This is a genomic window from Stenotrophomonas sp. YJH_SMC_110 (assembly GCF_059369255.1).
In genome coordinates, this window is sequence record NZ_JCAFSM010000001.1 from 634656 (window position 1) to 649506 (window position 14851).

Annotated in this window: 20 protein-coding genes; 11 read left to right on the top strand and 9 right to left on the bottom strand. The window is 68.0% G+C overall.

The window, feature by feature from the left end; genetic code table 11:
• Positions 1-16: 16 nt before the first annotated feature.
• A complete protein-coding gene (locus AC5P6H_RS02785; RefSeq protein ID WP_032959086.1) occupies positions 17-916 on the bottom strand; it encodes a LysR substrate-binding domain-containing protein in 900 nt (299 codons plus the stop codon).
• A gap of 98 nt (positions 917-1014) precedes the next feature.
• On the opposite strand from AC5P6H_RS02785, the gene AC5P6H_RS02790 reads away from it, so the two are divergent.
• Positions 1015-1158 carry a hypothetical protein gene (locus AC5P6H_RS02790; protein WP_162838509.1) on the top strand — a complete coding sequence of 48 codons (144 nt, stop codon included), beginning with the start codon at positions 1015-1017 and terminating at the stop codon, positions 1156-1158.
• A gap of 7 nt (positions 1159-1165) precedes the next feature.
• Here AC5P6H_RS02790 and AC5P6H_RS02795 read toward each other — a convergent pair whose 3' ends face one another.
• Positions 1166-1732: a GIY-YIG nuclease family protein gene (locus tag AC5P6H_RS02795; protein WP_049439308.1), complete on the bottom strand. Its 567-nt coding sequence runs from the start codon at positions 1730-1732 to the stop codon at positions 1166-1168.
• Positions 1733-1864: 132 nt separating this feature from the next.
• On the opposite strand from AC5P6H_RS02795, the gene AC5P6H_RS02800 reads away from it, so the two are divergent.
• Positions 1865-2659 carry a D-alanyl-D-alanine carboxypeptidase family protein gene (locus AC5P6H_RS02800; RefSeq protein WP_481453179.1) on the top strand — a complete coding sequence of 265 codons (795 nt, stop codon included), beginning with the start codon at positions 1865-1867 and terminating at the stop codon, positions 2657-2659.
• Positions 2660-2664: 5 nt separating this feature from the next.
• Here the strand turns inward: AC5P6H_RS02800 and AC5P6H_RS02805 are convergent, their stop codons facing one another.
• Together AC5P6H_RS02805 and AC5P6H_RS02810 are read right to left on the bottom strand one after the other, a co-directional pair.
• Positions 2665-3258 (bottom strand): TetR/AcrR family transcriptional regulator, encoded by a 594-nt coding sequence (locus AC5P6H_RS02805; RefSeq protein WP_049439310.1) that lies wholly within the window; start codon positions 3256-3258, stop codon positions 2665-2667.
• 16 nt (positions 3259-3274) lie between these two features.
• Positions 3275-3871, bottom strand: coding sequence for an NAD(P)H-dependent oxidoreductase (locus AC5P6H_RS02810; RefSeq protein ID WP_049407909.1), 597 nt, complete (start codon positions 3869-3871; stop codon positions 3275-3277).
• 126 nt (positions 3872-3997) lie between these two features.
• Here AC5P6H_RS02810 and AC5P6H_RS02815 point away from each other — a divergent pair, with 126 nt between their 5' ends.
• Positions 3998-4531 (top strand): hypothetical protein, encoded by a 534-nt coding sequence (locus tag AC5P6H_RS02815; RefSeq protein ID WP_032959082.1) that lies wholly within the window; start codon positions 3998-4000, stop codon positions 4529-4531.
• A gap of 57 nt (positions 4532-4588) precedes the next feature.
• On the opposite strand, the gene AC5P6H_RS02820 is transcribed toward AC5P6H_RS02815, so the two are convergent.
• The gene (locus AC5P6H_RS02820; protein WP_032959081.1) at positions 4589-5416 is read right to left on the bottom strand and encodes an isocitrate lyase/PEP mutase family protein; all 828 of its coding nucleotides are present in this window, start codon (positions 5414-5416) and stop codon (positions 4589-4591) included.
• 164 nt (positions 5417-5580) lie between these two features.
• Here AC5P6H_RS02820 and AC5P6H_RS02825 point away from each other — a divergent pair, with 164 nt between their 5' ends.
• From AC5P6H_RS02825 to accC, 5 genes are all read left to right on the top strand, one after another.
• A complete protein-coding gene (locus AC5P6H_RS02825; protein WP_014648610.1) occupies positions 5581-6309 on the top strand; it encodes a DOPA 4,5-dioxygenase family protein in 729 nt (242 codons plus the stop codon).
• Positions 6310-6583: 274 nt separating this feature from the next.
• A complete protein-coding gene (gene aroQ / locus AC5P6H_RS02830) occupies positions 6584-7033 on the top strand; it encodes a type II 3-dehydroquinate dehydratase (RefSeq protein WP_032959080.1) in 450 nt (149 codons plus the stop codon).
• Positions 7030-7455 (top strand): lysozyme inhibitor LprI family protein, encoded by a 426-nt coding sequence (locus AC5P6H_RS02835; RefSeq protein ID WP_032959079.1) that lies wholly within the window; start codon positions 7030-7032, stop codon positions 7453-7455. The genes aroQ and AC5P6H_RS02835 overlap by 4 nt, the downstream gene beginning before the upstream one ends.
• A 54-nt stretch (positions 7456-7509) precedes the next feature.
• Positions 7510-7989 (top strand): acetyl-CoA carboxylase biotin carboxyl carrier protein, encoded by a 480-nt coding sequence (accB, locus tag AC5P6H_RS02840; RefSeq protein ID WP_005419696.1) that lies wholly within the window; start codon positions 7510-7512, stop codon positions 7987-7989.
• Positions 7990-7999: 10 nt separating this feature from the next.
• On the top strand, positions 8000-9367 hold the full coding sequence (gene accC, locus AC5P6H_RS02845) for an acetyl-CoA carboxylase biotin carboxylase subunit (protein WP_014648613.1): 1368 nt from the start codon (positions 8000-8002) through the stop codon (positions 9365-9367).
• Between the two features lie 96 nt (positions 9368-9463).
• Here accC and AC5P6H_RS02850 read toward each other — a convergent pair whose 3' ends face one another.
• A complete protein-coding gene (locus AC5P6H_RS02850; RefSeq protein ID WP_032959077.1) occupies positions 9464-9838 on the bottom strand; it encodes a hypothetical protein in 375 nt (124 codons plus the stop codon).
• Positions 9835-10806, bottom strand: coding sequence for a hypothetical protein (locus tag AC5P6H_RS02855; RefSeq protein WP_049439317.1), 972 nt, complete (start codon positions 10804-10806; stop codon positions 9835-9837). The genes AC5P6H_RS02850 and AC5P6H_RS02855 overlap by 4 nt, the downstream gene beginning before the upstream one ends.
• A 164-nt stretch (positions 10807-10970) precedes the next feature.
• On the opposite strand from AC5P6H_RS02855, the gene prmA reads away from it, so the two are divergent.
• The 3 genes from prmA (at position 10971) to fis (ending at position 13092) form a co-directional block, all read left to right on the top strand.
• Positions 10971-11891 (top strand): 50S ribosomal protein L11 methyltransferase, encoded by a 921-nt coding sequence (gene prmA, locus AC5P6H_RS02860; protein WP_014648616.1) that lies wholly within the window; start codon positions 10971-10973, stop codon positions 11889-11891.
• 42 nt (positions 11892-11933) lie between these two features.
• Positions 11934-12701, top strand: a complete 768-nt coding sequence (locus AC5P6H_RS02865; protein ID WP_414611525.1) for a DUF3426 domain-containing protein — start codon at positions 11934-11936, stop codon at positions 12699-12701.
• Between the two features lie 115 nt (positions 12702-12816).
• Positions 12817-13092, top strand: coding sequence for a DNA-binding transcriptional regulator Fis (gene fis, locus AC5P6H_RS02870; RefSeq protein WP_005419706.1), 276 nt, complete (start codon positions 12817-12819; stop codon positions 13090-13092).
• A 126-nt stretch (positions 13093-13218) separates the two neighbouring features.
• On the opposite strand, the gene AC5P6H_RS02875 is transcribed toward fis, so the two are convergent.
• Positions 13219-14214: a phosphatidate cytidylyltransferase gene (locus tag AC5P6H_RS02875; protein WP_014648618.1), complete on the bottom strand. Its 996-nt coding sequence runs from the start codon at positions 14212-14214 to the stop codon at positions 13219-13221.
• A complete protein-coding gene (locus AC5P6H_RS02880) occupies positions 14211-14840 on the bottom strand; it encodes a lysophospholipid acyltransferase family protein (RefSeq protein WP_014648619.1) in 630 nt (209 codons plus the stop codon). The genes AC5P6H_RS02875 and AC5P6H_RS02880 overlap by 4 nt, the downstream gene beginning before the upstream one ends.
• Positions 14841-14851: the final 11 nt, after the last annotated feature.

Genomic DNA, 14851 nt, shown 5'->3' on the forward strand with positions numbered 1-14851 from the left:
CGAGCATGGCTCGACGCTATAAATGCGCGTCTGCCATGTGCCGGACGTGCTCGGCCGCCTGAGCGTGCAGCCAGTCGCGGAAGGCCAGGAAGCCGCGATGGCGGGCCGAGCGCTGCGGGTAGACCAGCCAATGCGGCCAGGCGGTTTTCAGTCGCAGGCTGGACAGCGCCACCAGTTGGCCCGAATCCAGCAGCAGGCGCGCCCGCGTCACCCGTCCCAGCGCTACGCCCACCCCGTCCAGCGCCGCACGGTGATGCGCCTCCGAATCATCCAGCACCGCCACGAAGCGCGGCGGCGGGTTCTGCCCACTCAGCGCGAACCAGGCGCCCCACGCGCCATCGGGATCCCCCAGCAGCGGCCACTGGTTCAGCGGCACGCGGTCGATCCCTCCCATGCGTTCGATCAGCGCCGGGCTGGCCATCGGCAGCAGCCACTCGTCGAACAGCGGCTCCACCACCAGGCCCGGCCACTGCCCGCTGCCCAGCCGCAGCGCGGCGTCGAACTGGCGCTGTCGCTCGAAGTCAATCAGGCGTTCACTCGACTGCAGGTTGATCTCGATCTGTGGATGCTCGGCAACGAAGTGCCCCAAGCGCGGCACCAGCCACGCCGACGCCATCGACGGTACCGCGCTGATCGTCAGCACGTGCTCGGCGCGTGCGGCATAGGGCTGGAAGGCCTCGTTGATCGCATCCAGATGCGGGCCGACCTGGTCGAGCAGGCGCTGCCCTTCCAGGGTGAGGGTGACGCCGCGTGGCTGGCGGACCAGCAGTGGCTGCCCCAGCCGCTCTTCCAGCTGGCGCATCTGATGGCTGAGCGCACTGACGGTCAGGCTCATCGACGCCGCTGCGCGTGACAGGTTGCCCAGCCGCGCGGCGGCCACGAAGCCCTGCAGGGCGTGAAGGGGCGGACGGGACATCAGGCTTGAATTCCTCTCAAGGCATGCTTGCGGAAATGTCGCTTTTTCCCGGTCAATGCTGCCCGTATCGTGCAATCCACTCAAGTGGAGGGACGCTCATGAACATCTACGGCAGCCTGTTGTTCCTGCAGGGCCACGTGGCCAACGCCGAACTGGCCCGGCAGCTGGCCTGCCCGTCCACCGGCTCCCCCACGGGTGCGCCGCAACCGGCCGCGCCGGTTCAGAAACCGCGTGGCCGTTGAACACGGCTCAACCTGCATACCAACGCTGGACGTGTTCAGGCAGCCATGGCATTGGGTCGATATCCAGCGCCCGGCAACCGTCGAGGGTGTCACGCAGCACGCGCTCGCCGGGGCCACCGGGCATGCGCAGGCCATCCTCTTCCGGTAGCTGCACCGCCGCCCAGTCGTGCAGCCGGTCCATGCGCAGGCGCTGGGCGGCCTGCAGCCAAGCCTTGAGCTGGAAACAGCGATAGCCCTGTGCGCCCAACGCATCAACCGCGAGCGACAACGCCTGGTTGGCACCACGCACCCATTCGGTGCGACCTCCGGCCTTGTCCTGGACCGTCATCGGCGCCGGCGCGCGGTGCGCCTTGAACGGCGAACGCAGCTGCAGCTCCAGATCACGCGCATCGCGCTCGCTCTCCGCTTCCACCAGCGTACCGGCATCAAGGTCGAAGAACTCGAACCAGCGCCGGTGCAATGCGCTGATGCGCCCGAGCGGATCGCGTGAAAAGCCGATCTTCGCGTAGTCCTCCCACGCACAGGGGAAGACGTAGGCGAAGACACGACCGTCGATGCGGATATGCGACTGCATGTGCGCAGGCTGCCTCCACTGCAGCCCGGGCGCAACCGGGCGTTGCGGTGGGCGCCGCAGGGCTTTGGCAGTACGGCTTCATGCAGCCGCTTCGGACTATCCTCGCTGGCTGTCGCTGTCATCACCGCCACCATGCCTGCTCCTGCGCCTGCCCACCTGCCGGTCTCGTCCATCACCCTGGACGCGGCAACCTTCGCGGTGGTCCACCAGCACAACGCGGACATCGCGCGGCAACCGGCCTCGCTGACCAAGCTGATGACCGCCTACGCCGCTTACGGATGCGTCGAAGAGAACGGTGGCACGTGGGACCAGGCGGTCACCATCGCCGCCGAGGATGTGCATGCCGTAGCCGATGATGAAACACGCATGGGCCTGGTGCCCAGCGAAACAGTCACGCTGGCGCGCCTGCTGGAAGGGTTGATGATCGTCTCCGGCAATGATGCGGCGCTGGCCATCGCACGCCATCTGGACGGATCACAGCCTGCGTTCCTGGGCCGCATGAACTGGCACGCGCGCCAGCTTGGCCTGCGCAGCACGCGGTTCGCCAGCGTGTCCGGCATCACCACCCCGCACCATGCCTCCAGCGCGCGCGACATGGCGGTACTCGCCGCCTGCCTGCTGAATGACCATCCGCAGATCCTGGCAATCACCGCGCAGCGCACGTTCGCGCATGGCCGCTTCAGCCGCAGCAACCAGAACGCACTGCTTGGCGAAGACGGCGTGGATGGATTGAAGACCGGCTACACCCAGGCCGCAGGCTTCTGCCTGGCCGCCACTGCCTGCCGGGCTGTGCCCGGGCGGAACCTGCCGGTACGCCTGATCACCGTGGTGCTGGGCGCTGAAAGCCGCGACGCACGCGATGCCCTTGTGCGCGAGCGGCTGGCCGCCGGGTTTGCGGCGCTGGCCGACACCACCGCCGACGCCTGAGCGGATCAGCGCCGCTTGACCGTCGCCACGATCAAGCGCTGCAGCTCGGCCTCGGCGCCGACCTTGTCCAGCGCGCCTGCCGCCACGGCTTCGGACAGGGCTTCGGCCGCACCGAGAATCGCCCAGCGTCCGGCCAGGGGGACCGTGCCATCGGCCGCAAACGGGCCCAGCCAGGTGTCGCAGTTGTCGATGAAGTCCTGCTGGTAGCGCCGACGCACTTCATGGAGTTCCGGCGCGCCCACCAGCGCAGCGAGGATGCCCTGCACTTCACTGCCCTGGCTGAGGACGCAGTCGATGTAGCCGGAGGCGATGGCCGCCGCACGATCGGCCAGCTGCGCCCTGGCACGGCCGATACGCTCGTGGAAGACCACCGTCTGCCGCCCGTCATAGTCATCGTAGAGCGCGGCCAGCAGCCCGTTGCGGGTCACGAAGTGATCATAGGCCACCGGTTTGGTCACACCGGCCGCCTCGGCCAGCCGCCCCAGCGTCAATGCGTCGGTGCCTTCGTCGCCGACCAGCGCCCAGGCCACGTCCAGCAACTGGCGGGCGCGTTGCTCGCGGGTCAATCGGCGGCGCGTGGGAGCGGCGTTGGCAGGCATCGGTGGAGCACGGCGGTCAGCGCATCGGAGCACCGATTTTACGGCCGATCGCCAGCGCGGTCTGCAGATGCGCTTCGGCTGCACCGGAATCGGCGTCCAGCAGCAGGTCGGACGACAGCACGCGCGCGCCGCAGTAGTCGAAGATGCCCATGTCGATCTGGGTCTTCATCGCCGCACCGTAGCCGCGCCGTTCGATCATGTCCGCGCCAGCCCCGCCGATGCCGACCAGATGCACGCCCAACCGCTGCAGCTTTTTCTGCACCTTGCCATCGGCGCCGTCCTGGTAGGCCCAGCCCTGGGTGAACACACGATCGATCCAGCCCTTCAGCAGCGCGGGGAAGGACCACCAGTACAGGGGATAGACCAGTACCAGCGTGTCGGCAGCCTGCAGCCGCGCCTGCTCGGCGGCGACGTCAGCCGGAGTTGCGCCGGTGCCACGGAACAGCGCCTGGTCCTGCATGTTGAAGCGCGGATCGAAGCCTTCAGCCATCAGATCGGCGTGGGTCACGCTGTTGGCGGCATCCGACGCGGTGATGGCTTCGCCGATGCGCCTGGCGATGGCATGGGTCAACGCGCCGGGTTCAGGGTGGGCGGTAACGATGAGGGTGTGCATGGGGCATGTCCGGAGTTCACTAACTACCAATAGTAAGTAGTGTCACCCAGGATACCAGCGCCATGCGTGGGACGCTGTTTCCGCATCCACCGTATAGTGCGGCGGTTCCGACTGAGCTGCCCGACGATGCACCGGTATCTGCTTGCCCTTCTGCTGGCCCTGCCGATGGCAATGGACGTTACGCCCGCGCTGGCCGGTGAACTCAGTCCGGAAGACTCGGCCGCATTGCGCAAGGAGGTGCAGGCGATGATGGGCGCCTTCGCCCGTGGCGATACCGAGTTGATCATCGCGCGTACCCATCCCAGCCTGAAGCAGCTGGCCGGTGGCGACGAGGCCTATGCGCGGGCGACCCGCGACACCGTGAAGGCGCTGCGCAGGGCCGGCGTCAGCATCATCAGCGACGAGGCAGGCGTGCCGGGCCGCACCTATGCGGCCGGTGACGAGGAAGTCTGCTTCGTACCGCGCCAGTCACTGCTGCGCGTGCGCGAAGCGCCGATGCGCAGCACGTCATTCATGGTTGCTGTGCGACGCGTCGGTACAACGCAATGGCGCTATCTGGACGGCGCGGCGATGCTGGACAACCCGGCACTGCTGCAGCAACTGCTGCCGGCGCTGGAGCCGGGCGTGACGCTGCCCAGGGGTGGGATGGAAGCGCTGTAGTCGCAGGTGCGCGTCCATCCACGCCCGGGCTGGATCCATTGCAGACCTGGGCGTGTGTCAGCGGAACAGCGCGTTCAACGCCGCGCCCGAAGCCGCCTGCTGCAGGCCATCGAAGCGGCCGTCCTGCAAGATCGGCTCGATGGCCTGCATCAGCCCACCCCACGCAGCTCGCGCCAGCGCACCGCCCAGGCTGACCCGTCGCACGCCGAGTGCGGCGATGTCCTGCAGGCTCAGCGGTGTCGGTCCACCGACCAGCAGGTTCACCGGCTTCGCCCCTGCAGCGGCAACCACCGCGCTGATCTGTTCGGGCGTGCTGATGCCCGGTGCATACAGCACATCGGCGCCGGCCTCGGCATAGGCGCGCAGGCGCTGCAGGGTGTCCTGCAGATCCGGCACGCCAACGAAGAAATTCTCGGCCCGCGCGACCAGCAGCACATCGCCCCCCGCGCGGTCGATGGCCGCACGTGCCGCACACAGTCGCTCGACCGCCTGCCCGATCGGCCGCAGCGGCGCATCGGCCACGCCGCTGGCGTCCTCGATCGACAGCGCCGCGATACCGGTGTCGATGGCCGCCGCCACCGCCTCGCCCACTGCCTGTGGCGTGGCGCCGAAGCCATCACCGAAATCGGCGTTCAACGGCAGCGGTGTCGCGGCCGCCATCAGCCGCAGATGTTCCAGTGTGGCCTGCAGCGAAACCGCCCCATCCGGCCGCCCTTCACTCCAGGCGCAGCCGGCACTGGTCGTGGCCAGTGCCTGGAAGCCCTGCCGCTGCAGGTAGCGGGCGCTGCCCACGTCCCACGGATTGGGCAGCACGAAACAACCTCGCGCATGCAGCTGGCGGAAACGCGCGCGCTTGCGCTGGGTGTCGGCATCAAGCGGGGTCATGGCGGGGTCCCGGGCGGCGGACCTGCACCCTAGCCCACGCTGCGGCGGCACTCAATCACGGCGTGGGCCAACGTGCATGAGGTGATGCCGGCTGCTTATTGGACACCACCGTGCACGCTGCCCGAGCGTGCTTGCCTGCCACACAGTGCCCCACGGAGCCCCAGATGCACCCGGACCCGCAGACCCTGATCGACGCCGGCGACGATGACGCCCATTGGGCCGACCTGCTTTCACCCGCGCGCCGTCGCCTGATCGCGTCGGCCGGGCTGGCCGCTGGCGGCCTGGCCAGCGCGTCGGCTGCCACCGCAGCCGCGCGCAGCGACAACGCCGTGAACACCACCGAACCCGGGCGACCCGGCTTCCGCGCCATCGTTCCGCCGGCGCCCGAGGGCCGCAGCCCATGGGGCCAGGCCACGGCCAGCGAGCCTACCCCGCGGCCGGCCAGCGTGCGCCCCGGCGAGGCCACGCTGCCCACCCGGCCACGTGCCTACACCGCCATCAAGAGCTACCACGCCCACATCTACTTCGACGAGGACAGCTTCGAGAAGGCCGCGCTGCTGCGGCGCTGGGCCGCCGAGCGCTTCCCTGTGGAGCTGGGCAACTGGAACCTTGAGCCACGCGGGCCGCACGTCACCCCGTCGTTCTATTTCGGCTTCACCAACGACCTGCTGCCGGTGCTGGTGCCCTGGCTGCAGCTCAACAGCCTGGGCCTGACCATCCTGATCCACCCCAATACCGGCGATGGCCGCGCTGACCATCTGCATTACGCGTTGTGGGTGAACCGCGCGCAGCCGGTCAATGCCTACAACTGGCCGGCGCCGAAGCCCGGGCAGCCGGAACCGCTGGAAGAGGTGTTCCCGAACGTGGTGCCGACGGTGCCGCTGGAGATCTGAGCGGCCGGGGTGCCGGACAGCTCCATGTGGAGGCGCAGTGTGCTGCCCACCGAACCCCGTCTCCCCGCATGGCGTGGATGCCGGCATCGTCGGCCTACGTGCACGCATCCCCGTCCAGCACCACGTTCAGCGCGCCTTGATCCAGCGCCCGCCATACGGCCGCAAGCGCTCCGGCAGATTTCAAACATACGATTGAAACGCTGCAAACTTCGCCGAACTGGACAGCATCCGCCGGTTCCGCCAGACTGCCGCCCTTTCCCGTCTTCCGGATCCCATGGCGAAGCTGCTGGTCCTGCACGGCCCCAACCTCAACCTGCTCGGCACCCGCGAGCCGGAGGTCTACGGCCACACCACGCTGGCCGACATCGACCAGGCCCTGGCTGCCCAGGCATCGGCCGCCGGACACACCGTGGAACGCCTGCAGTCCAACGCCGAGCATGTGCTGGTGGACCGCGTGCAGGCTGCGCGCAGCGACGGAACCGCTTTCATCCTGATCAACCCCGCCGCCTTCACCCACACCTCGGTCGCCCTGCGCGATGCGCTGGCGGCGGTGGCGGTGCCGTTCATCGAGATCCACCTGTCCAACCCGCATACCCGTGAGCCGTTCCGCCAGCACAGCTACTTCAGTGACAAGGCAGTGGGCGTGGTATGCGGTTTCGGTGCCGACAGCTACCGCTACGCGATGGACGCGGCGCTGCTGCGCGTGCAGGCGGCCAGCGCGTGAAGATGCCGCCGCGCGTGCTTGCCGGCATCCTGCTGTGGGCCGGTCTGTGCGGCGCCAGTGTCGCTGCCGAGCGCGCGGCCGCGGGCATCGACTGCGCACAGGCAAGCGGCGGCTACGAGCGCGACATGTGCGATTCCGATCGCCTGGATGATGCCGACAGCGCATTGAACGCCGTCTACGCGCAGGCGCGTGGCGAACTGAAGGCGCAGGCAACCGATGGCAGCTGCAGCCGCTGCGCGGCGGCCGAACAGCAGCTGGTGAAGGCCCAGCGCATCTGGATCACCTTGCGCGATGCAGATTGCGAGGCGGTGTATGCCTTCAATGCAGACGGCACCTCGCGCAACCCCGCGAAGATGCAATGCCTGATCACCCAGACGCGCGACCGTACGCGGCAGCTGCGCGAGTTCTACGAACTGCTTTGAACCGAGTGCAACCGCACTCTCCACCACACTGACATCACGAGCAAAGAGGCCACCATGGATCTCCGCAAAATCAAGAAGCTGATCGACCTGCTGGAAGAGTCGAACCTGGCTGAAATCGAAATCAAGGAAGGCGAAGAGTCGGTGCGCCTGTCGCGCGCCCCGGTGGCCGGCTATGCCGCCCCGGTCGCCGCGCCGGTGTATGCCGCTCCGGCCGCCCCGGCGCCGCAGGCGATGCCGATGCAGTCGCCGACCGAAGCCTCCACCGGCGGCAGCGCCAAGCCGGGCCCGGCACTGCCGGAAGGCCACGTGCTGCGCTCGCCGATGGTCGGCACCTTCTACGCCTCGTCCGCCCCGGACAAGCCGGCCTTCGTCACCGTGGGCCAGCAGGTCAAGGAAGGCGAAACCCTGGCCATCATCGAAGCGATGAAGATGTTCAACCCGATCGAAGCCGACACCTCCGGCACCATCGTTGCCATCCTCGGCGAGAACGGCCAGCCGGTGGAATTCGACCAGCCGCTGTTCGTGATCGGCTGAGGGGCGCGCCATGCTCGACAAAGTCGTCATCGCCAACCGAGGGGAGATCGCGCTGCGCATCCTGCGCGCGTGCCATACCCTCGGCATCCGCACGGTGGCCGTGCACTCCACGGTCGACCGCAACCTCAAGCACGTGGCCATGGCCGACGAGTCGGTCTGCATCGGTCCGGCGCCGTCGCCGCAGAGCTACCTCAACATCCCGGCCCTGATCGCGGCGGCGGAAGTCACCGATGCCCAGGCCATCCACCCGGGCTACGGCTTCCTGTCGGAGAACGCCGACTTCGCCGAACGCGTGGAAGAATCCGGCTTCATCTTCATCGGCCCCAAGGCCGACACCATCCGCATGATGGGTGACAAGGTCGAAGCCATCCGCGCGATGAAGGCCGCGGGCGTACCGTGCGTGCCCGGCTCGGGCGGCCCGCTCGGCGAGGACATCGTCGCCAACACCAAGATCGCCCGCGAGATCGGTTATCCGGTCATCATCAAGGCGGCCGGCGGTGGCGGTGGTCGCGGCATGCGCGTGGTGCACGCCGAAGCGTCGCTGAAGACCTCGATCGAAACCACCAAGAGCGAGGCCAAGGCCGCGTTCGGCAATGGCGAGGTCTACATGGAGAAGTTCCTGGAGAATCCGCGCCACGTGGAAATCCAGGTGCTGGCCGATGGACAGGGCAATGCCATCCACCTCGGTGAGCGCGACTGCTCGATGCAGCGCCGCCACCAGAAGGTGGTGGAAGAGGCACCGGCGCCGGGCATCACCGCCGAGCAGCGCGAGCAGATCGGCAAGGTCTGCGTGGAAGCCTGCATCCGCATCGGCTACCGCGGCGCGGGCACGTTCGAGTTCCTGTACGAGGACGGCCGCTTCTACTTCATCGAGATGAACACCCGCATCCAGGTGGAGCATCCGGTCACCGAAATGGTCACCGGCATCGACCTGGTGGCCGAGCAGCTGAAGATCGCCGCCGGCCAGAAGCTGTCGATCAAGCAGAGCGACGTGGTGCTGACCGGCCATGCCATCGAGTGCCGCATCAACGCCGAAGACGCCGAAACCTTCGTGCCGAGCCCGGGCACCATCACCGGCTTCCATCCGCCGGGTGGCCCCGGCGTGCGCGTGGACACCCACATCTACAGTGGCTACCGCGTGCCGTCGAACTACGACTCGATGATCGGCAAGCTGATCGTGCACGGCCCGGACCGCGAAACCGCCATTGCCCGCATGCGGGTGGCACTGAGCGAAATGGTGGTCGATGGCATCAAGACCAACATCGCCCTGCAGCAGCGGATCATGCGTGACAAGGGCTTCCAGGCCGGTGGCCAGAACATCCACTACCTGGAAAAGCGCCTGGCCGAGCGCAAGAACAAGCCGATCGCATTGACCTGATCGGCGCCAGGTGCTGGACATGAAAAGGGCGGGGATCTCCCCGCCCTTTTCTGTTCCTGTAGAGCCGGGCCCATGCTCGGCTCCACAGCGAGCACGTCAGCGCTTGTCGGCCACGTCGGCCGGAATCTGCGAATGGGCCAGCGGCCGCACGCCATTGGGCGAGGTCGGATCGACGATCACCATGGTTTCGGTCGAACCATCGGGCCACACCACCTGGAAGGTGCTGCCGGCCGGCAGTGAAGCGAATGGCATGCCACTCTGCGCGCGGTAGACCGCAGCGACCTGGCTGGCACCGGCGCGGCGCACGTCTTCCTGCGCCTTCACCGTGGTCAGCTCCACCTTCGACAGATGCCGGTAGCGGTCCTCGTAGGTATCGATCATCAGCAGGCCAACCGCCCCAGCCGAGTAGGCCACGAACAGCGCCACCCAGAACCAGAACTTGGCCCCATGCAGGAATCGACGGTAATTCATCGCCCGTCCCTCTTTCCAACCAATCGCTTGATCCATTCCTTCATTTTCCCAGCACCTTGCCGCGATACCGCAGCGTCATACACGAAATCCCGGAAATCCTGCGCTCCATCCTGCGAACAGATCCCTCCGTTCGCACAAAAATTGTTGACCAGCACGCTGTCCGCTCCACAGGCCAGGCCGAGTTCACAGGCCGCAAGCCGCCATGCAAGTTCACTGAGCTGCTCGCCCGCCACCAGCCCGTCAAGCGCGCGGTCACCGGCCGCACGCACGCCCATGGCTGGCGCGATGGCCATGTAGGCCTCGGGGTCGCGCGAGGTGCGCACGCGCTCGACCAGGTCGCGGCGGTACTCGGCACTGTCATGCAAGGGCTCGCCCTCGGCGAACAGCGACGCTTCCGCGGCCAGGTTGCCCTGCGCGGCCGCCTTGCGGCGTTCGGCCAGCACCAGCGCCGCGCCCAGCTTGTCGCCCGGCACGAAACCGCCACACCGCTGTGCCACCCGCTCGCGTGCCTCGATCATCGCCGGCGCCGCAGTCAGGCCCAACCCGCTCAGTACGTTGTTGTCCAGGCGGTAGCCACCCGGATCCAGTGCGTACTGCGCGCAATAGTCATAGACGCGGCTGAGCATCCAGCGCGCCTCGTGATTGCCGTTGTCGGCCTGTGCGCGCAGGCGCTGGGCGTAGGCATACAGGTCGCTGGCGTCTTCGATGTCGGCGCGCAGGTCCAGCGGCAGGCCCGACGGCAGCGTGTTGCCGCGCTCGAAAGCCGCCAGCCGCCGCGCCAATGCTTCCGGCACCACCGGCAGCGGCGCTCCGCCGTCACGGCTGGCCATGACCAGCGGCAGGTCCGGCGACGCCGACGTCGACGCCACGCCCGCGGCATGGCCGCTGGCCCGATACCCGGCCACGCCCAGCACGGCCACCGCCGGCAGCACGAGCAACCAGGTTTTCAGGGTCGGAGCGAAGGCCATCGGCGGTGGTGAGCGTTCACGGCACACAGGAAAGCGCCGAGTTTAGCAAGGCCCGGCAGGCCTGTCTGAACTGCCCCCATTCATCTCAAAGCGGCATCTCAGGCAATACGGAGACGCCCCGATGGTCTAGCATTGCCCCCTTTCCCGCGACTGTCCCCACCGCCATGCCGTTCCTGGAACTGACCCTGCGCTGCACCGAAGCCACCCAGCCCCGCTATGAAAATGCGCTGGAGGACGTCGGCGCACTGGCCGTGACCCTGCTTGATGCCGAAGCCGACACCAGCAACGAACAGGCCATCCTCGAACCCGGCGTGGGGGAAACGCCGCTGTGGGACACCCTGGTGCTGAGCGCGCTGTTCCCCGCCGACAGCAATGCGCTGCTGCTGCTGGCCGCCCTGGAATCCTTCGACCCGGAACTGGACTGGAGCAATGGCAGCTTCCGCGCCGTCGAAGACGAAGACTGGGAGCGCGCATGGCTGGACCAGTTCCAGCCGATGGATTTCGGCAGCCGCACCTGGATCGTGCCGTGGAACCATGAACTGCCGGACGCTGCACAGGCCGCCGATGCCGCCGTGGTGCGGCTGGACCCGGGCCTGGCCTTCGGCTCGGGCACCCACCCGACCACCGCCCTGTGCCTGCGCTGGCTGGACCAGCTGGCCGTGGACGGCCAGCTGCAGGGCCAGCGCGTGCTCGACTTCGGCTGCGGCTCGGGCATCCTCGCGCTGGCCGCGCTGAAGCTGGGCGCCGCCGAAGCGATCGGCGTGGACAACGACCCGCAGGCGCTGGTCGCCACCGCCGACAATGCCGAGCGCAATGGCGAGCAGGCCCGCATGCAGGTGTACCTGCCGCAGGACGAACCGGTCGCCACCTACCCGATCGTGGTCGCCAACATCCTTGCCTCGGCGCTGGATGCGCTGGCCGAGCTGCTGGCCGCACGCGTCGCCGCCGGCGGTCGCATCGCCCTGTCGGGCATCCTGCAGGGCCAGGAAGGCGAACTGCTGCAGCGTTATGCCGCGTGGTTCGACGATCTGCAGGCCACCCAGGATGGCGACTGGATGCGCATCACCGGCACGCGCCGCGCCTGATCGTGATTGAATGACCGCTGGATCCGAGCCCGCGCCCTGAGCATGTCCGAGCCGAACCCGCCGCGCCGCCCTTTGGCCACCTTCCTGCGCCCCGCGTCGGAAGGCGAGGCCGCACCTGCGACCGACGCGCGCACGCCCGACCCGTCGGCGCATGACATCCCTGCCGCGAAGTCCGGGGACCCGGTCGACGCGGCGCTGCCGCCGATGGCGGAGACGCGACAGCTCGATGACACCGTCATCCTCGACGAAGCGCCCGTGATCGAACCCGTCCTTGCCGGCCCGGCCGCGCAGGCGGTGGCCGGCGATGCGCCGAGCTTCCTGGGCACTTCGCGGCCGCGCGCGCTGCCGACGCCGCGCTGGCACTGGGTGCTGGTCGCCGGGCTGGCACTGCTGCTGGTACTGCAGAGCGTGCTGGCCGATCGTGCGCGACTGGCCGCCGACGCCGGCAACCGCACCTGGCTGGGCGCACTGTGCGGCGTGCTGCGCTGCAGCCTGCCGGCCTGGCACGAGCCGACCGCGTTCACCATGACCAGCCGCGAGATCCGCCCCCTGCCCGGCCAGGCCGGTGTGCTGCAGGTGCAGGCCAGCATCCGCAACGATGCGCGCTGGGCACAGGCCTGGCCGGACCTGCGCCTGTCACTGTCCGATGCCGATGGCCGGGTGATCGGCAGCGGCGTGTTCACGCCCGCGCAATACCTTGGCGAAAGCCCGGCCACGACCGTGCTGGAACCGGGCCAGAGTGCGCGCGTCGCGTTCCGCGTGCAGGAACCCGCCGCGTCCACCGTCGCATTCACCTTCGACTTCCTCTGACCAGGGTAGAGGCGACCAGCCGTGGCAGGTCGGGCACGCTCGCGCTAGACTGGCCGCCACCACCTCGTCCGGCCGCGCGCTCCGCGCGCACGGGCCAACCGAATCGGGAACCCCCTTGAACGCTGTCCTCTCTCGTCCTGACAACAGTCGTGGCGCTCCCCGGCCACCGCTGCGTGAACACGTCGCCCAGTCCGTGCGCCGCTACCTGCGTGATCTTGATGGCTGCGACGCGGACGATGTCTACGAGATCGTGCTGCGCGAGATGGAAATCCCGCTGTTCGTGGAAGTGCTCAACCACTGCGAAGGCAACCAGAGCCGCGCCGCCGCGATGCTGGGCATCCACCGCGCCACCCTGCGCAAGAAACTGAAGGAATACGGCATCAGCGCCTGAGCGCGCGCGGGTAGTGCCGGGCGCTCGCCGGCAACCCCATGAACGATGGCAGGATGTCGCAGTTGCCGGCCAGCGGCCGGCACTACCGGTAGATCCACGCCATGCGTGGATGCAGCCCCGGCGGGATCACCCGCCGCCGCCCGCCTTCCAGTAGTACCGCACCACATGGAAGAACACCGGCGCGGCGAAGCACACCGAATCGAGCCGGTCGAGCATGCCGCCATGGCCCTCGATCATGTGGCCCCAGTCCTTGATCCCACGGTCGCGCTTGATCGCCGACATCACCAGGCCGCCCCAGAATCCCATCAGGTTGATCAGCAGCGACAGGCCGAACGCCTGCAGCGGCGTGAACGGGGTGATCCACCACAGCGCCGCCCCAAGCGCGCTGGCGCTCAGCACGCCACCCACGAAGCCCTCCACCGTCTTCGACGGCGACAGCTTCGGCGCGATCAGGTGCCGGCCCAGCAGCTTGCCCCAGATGTACTGCAACACGTCCGAGGACTGCACCACGATCACCAGGAAGGCGAACAGCAGCACGTTGCGCGAGGGGTCGTGACCGGGCACGTGCAGGTTCAGCAGCAGCGGCACGTGCGAGATGCAGAACACGCAGATCATCAACCCCCACTGCACCTTCGCGGTGCGCTCCAGGTAGTGCGTGGTATCGCCACCGATGGTCGACAGGATCGGCAGGAACAGGAACGCATAGACCGGGATCAGCAGCGTGTACATGCCGTACCAGTCGATCCACACCAGGTAGTACTGCCACGGCAGCACGATGTAGAACGCAGCCAGCAGCGCGTAGTAGTCGCCTGAACGGGTCGGTGCCAGGGTGATGAACTCGCGCAGCGCGAACAACGAAATGATCGCGAACAGCACGATCACCCCGGCGCGACCGAAGAACAGCGCCAGCCCGACCACGATCGCCATCACCCACCATGCACGGATACGCGACACCAGGTTGGCGATCACCGCGCTGGGCTGACCTCGCTGGCGCCAGCGCAGGGTCTCGGCCACCAGCGTGGCCAGCACCAGCACCGCGCCGACGCCGGCAAACAGCAGGCCGGTCTGCTGGCCGACACTCTGCGTTGCCAGATCGCCAGATACATCCAGCACGAAACTCATGCACGACCTCCATTCGGCGCCAGGTCCAGCAGCGCCTGCCGGCTGCGGGCCAGGAATGCGGCCTTGTCCTCGTCGGCCTGCAGCCGCAGCGGCGTGCCGAAGGTGGCCGTGCACAGCAGCGGCAACGGCAGGAACCGCCCCTTCGGCATCACCCGCTTCAGGTTGTCGATCCATACCGGCACGAACTCCAGCTCCGGCCGTTGCCGCGCCAGATGGTAGATGCCGCTCTTGAACGGCAACAGCGGTTCATCGCCGATATTGCGCGTGCCTTCCGGGAACAGGATCAGCGAGCAGTCTTCGTCCACCGCATCGCGCAGTACCTGCAACGGGTCCTGCTGGCGATGGCCGGCCTCACGCTCGACCAGAACACCGTTGAACACCGCATCGATCAGGTAGCGACGCAGGCCATCACGCTGCCAGTACTCGGCCGCGGCCACCGGGCGCACCTGGCGCCGCAGTGCCGGTGGCATCGATGACCAGATCAGCACGAAGTCACCATGGCTGGCGTGGTTGCCGTAGTACACGCGGCGCTCGCTGGACGGCGCGCAACCGATCCACAGCGCGCGTGCGCCGGTCACCACATGGATCGCGCCACTGCAGGCGCGGGCAATCAGTTCGGCAAACATCGGTCACTCCC

Excerpts from the sequence above, each read along its gene's own strand:
- AC5P6H_RS02850 (WP_032959077.1), bottom strand. The coding sequence starts at position 9,838 with ATGAATTACCGTCGATTCCTGCATGGGGCCAAGTTCTGGTTCTGGGTG.
- AC5P6H_RS02820 (WP_032959081.1), bottom strand. The coding sequence starts at position 5,416 with ATGACCCCGCTTGATGCCGACACCCAGCGCAAGCGCGCGCGTTTCCGC.
- AC5P6H_RS02790 (WP_162838509.1), top strand. The coding sequence starts at position 1,015 with ATGAACATCTACGGCAGCCTGTTGTTCCTGCAGGGCCACGTGGCCAAC.
- AC5P6H_RS02815 (WP_032959082.1), top strand. The coding sequence starts at position 3,998 with ATGCACCGGTATCTGCTTGCCCTTCTGCTGGCCCTGCCGATGGCAATG.
- AC5P6H_RS02785 (WP_032959086.1), bottom strand. The coding sequence starts at position 916 with ATGTCCCGTCCGCCCCTTCACGCCCTGCAGGGCTTCGTGGCCGCCGCG.
- AC5P6H_RS02875 (WP_014648618.1), bottom strand. The coding sequence starts at position 14,214 with ATGAGTTTCGTGCTGGATGTATCTGGCGATCTGGCAACGCAGAGTGTC.
- AC5P6H_RS02825 (WP_014648610.1), top strand. The coding sequence starts at position 5,581 with ATGCACCCGGACCCGCAGACCCTGATCGACGCCGGCGACGATGACGCC.
- AC5P6H_RS02795 (WP_049439308.1), bottom strand. The coding sequence starts at position 1,732 with ATGCAGTCGCATATCCGCATCGACGGTCGTGTCTTCGCCTACGTCTTC.
- accC (WP_014648613.1), top strand. The coding sequence starts at position 8,000 with ATGCTCGACAAAGTCGTCATCGCCAACCGAGGGGAGATCGCGCTGCGC.
- AC5P6H_RS02865 (WP_414611525.1), top strand. The coding sequence starts at position 11,934 with ATGTCCGAGCCGAACCCGCCGCGCCGCCCTTTGGCCACCTTCCTGCGC.
- AC5P6H_RS02805 (WP_049439310.1), bottom strand. The coding sequence starts at position 3,258 with ATGCCTGCCAACGCCGCTCCCACGCGCCGCCGATTGACCCGCGAGCAA.
- AC5P6H_RS02810 (WP_049407909.1), bottom strand. The coding sequence starts at position 3,871 with ATGCACACCCTCATCGTTACCGCCCACCCTGAACCCGGCGCGTTGACC.
- AC5P6H_RS02880 (WP_014648619.1), bottom strand. The coding sequence starts at position 14,840 with ATGTTTGCCGAACTGATTGCCCGCGCCTGCAGTGGCGCGATCCATGTG.
- AC5P6H_RS02855 (WP_049439317.1), bottom strand. The coding sequence starts at position 10,806 with ATGGCCTTCGCTCCGACCCTGAAAACCTGGTTGCTCGTGCTGCCGGCG.
- AC5P6H_RS02800 (WP_481453179.1), top strand. The coding sequence starts at position 1,865 with ATGCCTGCTCCTGCGCCTGCCCACCTGCCGGTCTCGTCCATCACCCTG.
- aroQ (WP_032959080.1), top strand. The coding sequence starts at position 6,584 with ATGGCGAAGCTGCTGGTCCTGCACGGCCCCAACCTCAACCTGCTCGGC.
- accB (WP_005419696.1), top strand. The coding sequence starts at position 7,510 with ATGGATCTCCGCAAAATCAAGAAGCTGATCGACCTGCTGGAAGAGTCG.
- prmA (WP_014648616.1), top strand. The coding sequence starts at position 10,971 with ATGCCGTTCCTGGAACTGACCCTGCGCTGCACCGAAGCCACCCAGCCC.